Raw genomic sequence first — 5,374 nt, forward strand, 5'->3', positions numbered from 1 at the left:
CAGCCCGGCCCCTACGCCCCCGGCCCCTATCAGCAGCAGCCCCACACGCAGCCCCACCAGCAGCCCCACCCGCAGCCCCCGCAACCGCCCTACCCCTCCCGCTGACGCGGTGCCCGGCCCGGACCTCTCACCCGGTCCCGCGCCGGGGTGAGAGCAACGTTCCCTTCCGGTCACCCACAGCCACAGTGCGGAAACGCCGCCTCCCTACCTTCGGGCTCAGTCACTCATCCGAAGTCGGCAGACCGAGCACGCGGAGCACCGTGGAGGCGTCATGACAGCCCCAGCCCCTACTTCCCGTAGTCGCTGGATCCAGGAGTGGGATCCGGAGGACGAGACGTTCTGGAACGCGACCGGCGAGAAGATCGCCCGGCGGAACCTGGCCTTCTCCGTCCTCTCCGAGCACATCGGGTTCTCGATCTGGACCATGTGGTCCGTGCTGGTGCTGTTCATGGGACCGGAGTACGGGCTCACCCCGGCGGACAAGTTCCTGCTGACGTCGATGGTCACCCTGGTCGGCGCGGTCGTCCGGGTGCCGTACACCTTCGCCGTCGCCCTCTTCGGCGGCCGGAACTGGACGATCATCAGCGCCGGCCTGCTGCTGATCCCGACCGGAGCCGCGTTCGCGGTGATGAAGCCGGGGACGTCCTTCGGCACCTTCCTGCTGGTCGGGCTGCTGGCCGGCATCGGCGGCGGCAACTTCGCCTCCAGCATGACCAACATCAACGCCTTCTTCCCGCTGAAGAAGAAGGGGTGGGCGCTCGGGCTCAACGCCGGCGGCGGCAACATCGGCGTGCCCGTCATCCAGCTGGTGGCCCTCGCGATCATCGGGGCGAGCGGCGGGCCCCGGGTGCTGCTCGGCATCTACATCCCGCTGATCCTCGTCGCCGCCGCCCTCGCCGCGCTCTTCATGGACAACCTCGCCACCGTGAAGAACGACACCGGCGCCGCGCTCGACGCCGCCAGGGACGCCCACACCTGGATCATGTCCTTCCTCTACGTCGGGACGTTCGGCTCGTTCATCGGCTATGCCTTCGCCTTCGGCCAGGTGCTCCAGGTCCAGTTCGGCCGTACCCCGCTCCAGGCGGCCTACCTGACCTTCATCGGCCCGCTGCTCGGCTCCCTCATCCGGCCGGTCGGCGGCTGGCTCGCCGACCGCTACGGCGGCGCGCGGATCACCCTGTGGAACTACGTCGGCATGGCCGCCGCCACCGGCCTCCTCATCGTCGCCAGCATCGAGGGGTCGCTGCCGCTCTTTGTCACCGTCTTCGTCGTGCTGTTCGTGCTGAGCGGGCTCGGCAACGGGTCGACGTACAAGATGATCCCCGGGATCTTCCAGGCCAAGGCCCTCGCCAAGGGGCTCACCGGCGAGGCGGCCGTGGCCTACGGGCGGCGGCTGTCCGGGGCCTCCATGGGGCTCATCGGGGCGGTCGGCGCGCTCGGCGGCGTCGGCATCAACCTCGCCTTCCGGCAGTCGTACCTCTCCTACGGCAGCGGCACCGGTGCCTTCGTCGCCTTCCTGGCCTTCTACGGCCTCTGCTTCGCCGTCACCTGGGCCGTATACCTTCGCCGGCCGGCCGCCGCGGAGCGTTCCACAGCGGCCTCCGAGGCAAAGGCGCAGCTCAGCTATGCCGAGGTGTGACGTAACACTGGTGACATGAAGCGGAACCGAGCCTGTCACGCGCCGTTGACAGGCTCGGTTCGCATGCGGGTCAGCTAGGAGAGCAGCCATGTACGAGGAACAGCAGCGTCCGGACGACGGCGGTCAGCACGGTCCCCTCGCGGGGTTCACCGTGGGGGTCACGGCCGCGCGCCGCGCCGACGAGCTCGGAGCACTGCTCCAGCGGCGCGGCGCCGCCGTGCTGCACGCGCCTGCCCTGCGCATCGTGCCGCTCGCGGACGACGGCGAACTCCTCGCCGCCACGAAGGAGATCATCGACCAGGTGCCGGACGTCGTCGTGGCGACGACCGCCATCGGGTTCCGGGGCTGGATCGAGGCCGCGGACGGCTGGGGTTTCGGCGAGCAGTTGCTGCGAAGGCTGCGGAACGTCGAGTTGCTCGCCCGGGGCCCCAAGGTGAAGGGGGCCGTCCGGGCCGCCGGGCTCACGGAGGAGTGGTCGCCGTCCTCCGAGTCCATGGCCGAGGTGCTCGACCGGCTCCTGGAGGAAGGCGTCGACGGCCGCCGGATCGCCGTACAGCTGCACGGTGAGCCGCTGCCGGGGTTCGTGGAGTCGCTGCGGGCCGCGGGAGCGGAGGTGGTGCTGGTGCCGGTGTACCGGTGGATGCCGCCGGAGGACATCGGGCCGGTGGACCGGCTCCTGGACGCCGTGGTCTCGCGCTCGGTGGACGCCGTCACCTTCACCAGCGCGCCCGCCGCGGCCTCGCTGCTGTCCCGCGCCGAGGACCGGGGGCTGCGCGGCGACCTGCTCGCCGCCCTGAACCACGACGTCGTACCCGCCTGCGTAGGCCCGGTCACCGCGCTGCCGCTGCAAGCCCTCGGCGTCGACACGGTCCAGCCGGAACGCTTCCGGCTCGGGCCCCTCGTGCAGCTCCTGTGCCAGGAACTTCCGTCGCGCGCACGGGCGTTGCCGGTCGCCGGGCACCGGGTCGAGATCCGCGGGCACGCGGTCCTCGTGGACGGCGCGCTGAAGCCGGTGCCACCGGCCGGCATGTCCCTGCTGCGGGCGCTCTCGCGGCGGCCGGGGTGGGTGGTGGCCCGCGCCGAACTGCTGCGCGCGCTGCCCGGCGCGGGCCGTGACGAACACGCGGTGGAGACGGCGATGGCCCGCCTCCGTACGGCCCTGGGCGCACCGAAGCTGATCCAGACCGTCGTCAAGCGCGGCTACCGCCTCGCACTGGACCCGGCGGCGGACGCCAAGTACGCCGACGTGTGAGACTGCGCCCGTGGATTGGTACGGGGTGCGCTGCGTCTTCCGGCATGTCTCCCTCGGGGTGTACGAGGAGCGGGTGACGCTGTGGACCGCCTCCTCGGCGGACGAGGCGATCGGGCGCGCGGAGGACGAGGCGCGGGTGTACTGCGCGGCGCTGGACGACGTCGAGTACGTGCGGTTCGCCGAGGCGTTCCGGATGGACGGGGCGCCCGGCGAGGGGGCCGAGGTGTTCTCGCTCATGCGGGAGAGCGGGCTGCGCGCGGGGGAGTACGTACGGCGGTTCTTCGCCACGGGGGATGAGCGGTCCGGCTGACCCCCGTACGACGTTGGGGGTAGCGCCCTCCCGGCGGCGGGCCGTAGCGGCCGGCGGTCGGCTCGCCACTCGGGTCCGTTCCTTCCCGGGCGCGCCGGGCCGTCCCGTGCGGACGCGCGTACGCGACCGCACGTGCCCCGGGTCCGCGGGCGTGCGCTCTGCCGGATCCCGTCGGCCGGGCGGCAGGCTGGCGCCGGACCACGCACCACGGGGGGACGGAATGACACGCTGGCAGCCGCTGCCGGCCACACTGCCGCGTGAGGCACGGCAGTTGGTCGAGCATCTGCGGGTCCTGAAGGGCCGTACCGGACTCAGCCTCGCCGGCCTGGCCCGGCGCACGGCGTACAGCAAGTCGTCCTGGCAGCGCTATCTGAGCGGGGACAGACTGCCGCCGAGGGGCGCCGCGCAGATGCTCAGCCGACTGGCCGGCGGGGACCAGACCCGCATGCTCGCCCTGTGGGAACTGGCCCAACAGACCTGGCCCCAGGGGCCGTCGGAGCCGACGGCCGAAGTGGTGCCCGAGTCCGCCGGTCCGGTCGGGTCTCCCGTGGGACAGCGGCGGTGGCGGACGGCCGCCGTCGCCGCGTCCGCCGTCGCCGCGGTGCTGGCCGCCGGACTGCTGTGGGCGCTGCCCCGCAGAGCGAGCGGCCGCTCCGTCGGCGCCCGCCCTGTCGGCGCCCGCCCCGTCCGGCGCCCGCCCCGGTGGTGTGGTCAGCCCAGCCGGTCGTAGTACGCGACCTTCCAGGGGCCGGTGCCCTTGATCCGTACCCGGTACTTGTTGCTGACGCGCTTGAGCGTCGCGTTGTGCGCGGTGCCGTGGTAGGTGACGGTGCCGGCCGAGGTCGGGCCGGTGAGCCGCTGCTGGGCGAAGGTCCAGCTCTGCTCGGTGACGACCCCGTCGTTGTCCGACAGGCCGAAGTGCTCCTGCCACCACTGCGTGGCCGACTCGGTCTCGGGACCGAACGAGCCGTCGATCCTGCTCTTCTCGAAGGGGTGGGAGTCGCCGTCGTCGTCCTGGTACTGGGCGCCGTCCGCCCACAGGACCGTCTCCCACAGGGCCGTCGCGTTGCCGGCCGGGTAGTCGTCGACGCCGAGGTTCTCCTCGTCCTGCCAGTCGTCGGTGACACCGCCGCCGCCGTCGATGCCGTGGTAGGGCGGGGCGGCGGCGGTCGCGGCCGGTGCCAGGGCCAGGCCCGCGGCCCCCAGCAGTACGGCGGTCGCCGTCGCGACGACCCGGGTGCGCATGCTCATGAAACGTGTCCTCTCTGAACCGCCGTCCCTCGCGGGTCCCCCCTGGGGCGGCTCGCCGTGCGTTCGCAGGACACAGAGTCGGGGTCCTGAGCGGTGGCGGCGAGGGCCGCCGGCACATCGGGACCGGACGGGGACGGCCCACGCCGTACCCACGGGCGTCCCCACCGGGTGCGGGTCGTACGGGAACCTCGTGGAACACCGGTACGAGGGGTTCCGGCCGCCCGTCGTGCCGGGCACTGTGAAGGGACACGGTTCGCTGTCCTAGGCGGTGACAGGCACATGGCACTGGGTACGGCCGCGGCCCCCTACGAGCTGCGCTTCGACGCCGGGCGGGTCTGCCTGGATCTGCTGGCGACCACGCACCCCGGCGAACGGCTCGACACGCTCGGGCCGTTGCGGGCCTGGATCACCGGATCCGGGCTCGTCCCGCCGGGCACGCCGCTGCCGCACGCCGACACCGGGTGGCTGCTGGGCTTCCGTGAACTGCGCGGTCACGTCGAACAGTTGGTCCGCGGGCGGAACGCGGCGCGGACCCGCCCGTACGACCTCGCACTCGCCCGCGTCAACGAGCTGGCCGGTGCCGCCGCGCCGCCGGCCCCGCGCGCCGTGCCCGGCGAGGACGGCGCGCTGGTACGGGAGTTGGCGGACCCGCCCGGGTGCGCGGCGCTGCTCGCCGCCGTCGCCCGGGACGCCGTGGAACTGCTCACCGACCCCGTCGCCCGCGCGTCGGTCCGGGAGTGCGAGGGGGACAACTGCCCCCTCGTGTACCTGGACACCTCCCGCGGCCGCAGGCGCCGTTGGTGCTCCAGCGAGGTCTGCGGCAACCGCGAGCGGGTGGCCCGGCACCGCCGCAGGGCCGCACTCGCACGCGCCTGACCCGCTCCCGCCCCTCCGCCCCACCCGCCCCACCGCCCCTCCCGCC

General features: G+C 73.3%; 6 protein-coding genes. 5 read left to right on the plus strand and 1 reads right to left on the minus strand.

Going from position 1 to position 5,374, the window contains the following annotated elements; translation table 11 throughout:
• Positions 1–271 precede the first annotated feature (271 nt).
• From AAW13_RS42935 to AAW13_RS42950, 4 genes are all read left to right on the plus strand, one after another.
• Complete coding sequence (locus AAW13_RS42935; protein ID WP_046734764.1) at positions 272–1,639, plus strand: nitrate/nitrite transporter; 1,368 nt, start codon at positions 272–274, stop codon at positions 1,637–1,639.
• 88 nt (positions 1,640–1,727) lie between these two features.
• Positions 1,728–2,891, plus strand: coding sequence for a uroporphyrinogen-III synthase (locus AAW13_RS42940; protein WP_046734763.1), 1,164 nt, complete (start codon positions 1,728–1,730; stop codon positions 2,889–2,891).
• 10 nt (positions 2,892–2,901) lie between these two features.
• Positions 2,902–3,201 carry a hypothetical protein gene (locus AAW13_RS42945; protein ID WP_046734762.1) on the plus strand — a complete coding sequence of 100 codons (300 nt, stop codon included), beginning with the start codon at positions 2,902–2,904 and terminating at the stop codon, positions 3,199–3,201.
• Between the two features lie 220 nt (positions 3,202–3,421).
• On the plus strand, positions 3,422–3,931 hold the full coding sequence (locus tag AAW13_RS42950) for a helix-turn-helix domain-containing protein (RefSeq protein ID WP_071659873.1): 510 nt from the start codon (positions 3,422–3,424) through the stop codon (positions 3,929–3,931).
• Here AAW13_RS42950 and AAW13_RS42955 read toward each other — a convergent pair.
• A complete protein-coding gene (locus AAW13_RS42955) occupies positions 3,913–4,452 on the minus strand; it encodes a peptidoglycan-binding domain-containing protein (RefSeq protein WP_046734761.1) in 540 nt (179 codons plus the stop codon). The two genes, AAW13_RS42950 and AAW13_RS42955, sit on opposite strands and share 19 nt — an antisense overlap.
• Before the next feature lie 279 nt (positions 4,453–4,731).
• On the opposite strand from AAW13_RS42955, the gene AAW13_RS42960 reads away from it, so the two are divergent.
• Positions 4,732–5,328, plus strand: a complete 597-nt coding sequence (locus tag AAW13_RS42960) for a CGNR zinc finger domain-containing protein (RefSeq protein ID WP_046734760.1) — start codon at positions 4,732–4,734, stop codon at positions 5,326–5,328.
• The last annotated feature ends 46 nt before the right edge of the window (positions 5,329–5,374 follow it).

It is taken from the genome of Streptomyces humi (genome assembly GCF_001005085.2).
GTDB classification, from domain to species: domain Bacteria; phylum Actinomycetota; class Actinomycetes; order Streptomycetales; family Streptomycetaceae; genus Streptomyces; species Streptomyces humi.

What these genes read in the sequence shown, in the direction of transcription:
- AAW13_RS42940 (WP_046734763.1), top strand. Translation starts at nt 1,728, where the DNA reads ATGTACGAGGAACAGCAGCGTCCGGACGACGGCGGTCAGCACGGTCCC.
- AAW13_RS42950 (WP_071659873.1), top strand. Translation starts at nt 3,422, where the DNA reads ATGACACGCTGGCAGCCGCTGCCGGCCACACTGCCGCGTGAGGCACGG.
- AAW13_RS42955 (WP_046734761.1), bottom strand. Translation starts at nt 4,452, where the DNA reads ATGAGCATGCGCACCCGGGTCGTCGCGACGGCGACCGCCGTACTGCTG.
- AAW13_RS42935 (WP_046734764.1), top strand. Translation starts at nt 272, where the DNA reads ATGACAGCCCCAGCCCCTACTTCCCGTAGTCGCTGGATCCAGGAGTGG.
- AAW13_RS42960 (WP_046734760.1), top strand. Translation starts at nt 4,732, where the DNA reads ATGGCACTGGGTACGGCCGCGGCCCCCTACGAGCTGCGCTTCGACGCC.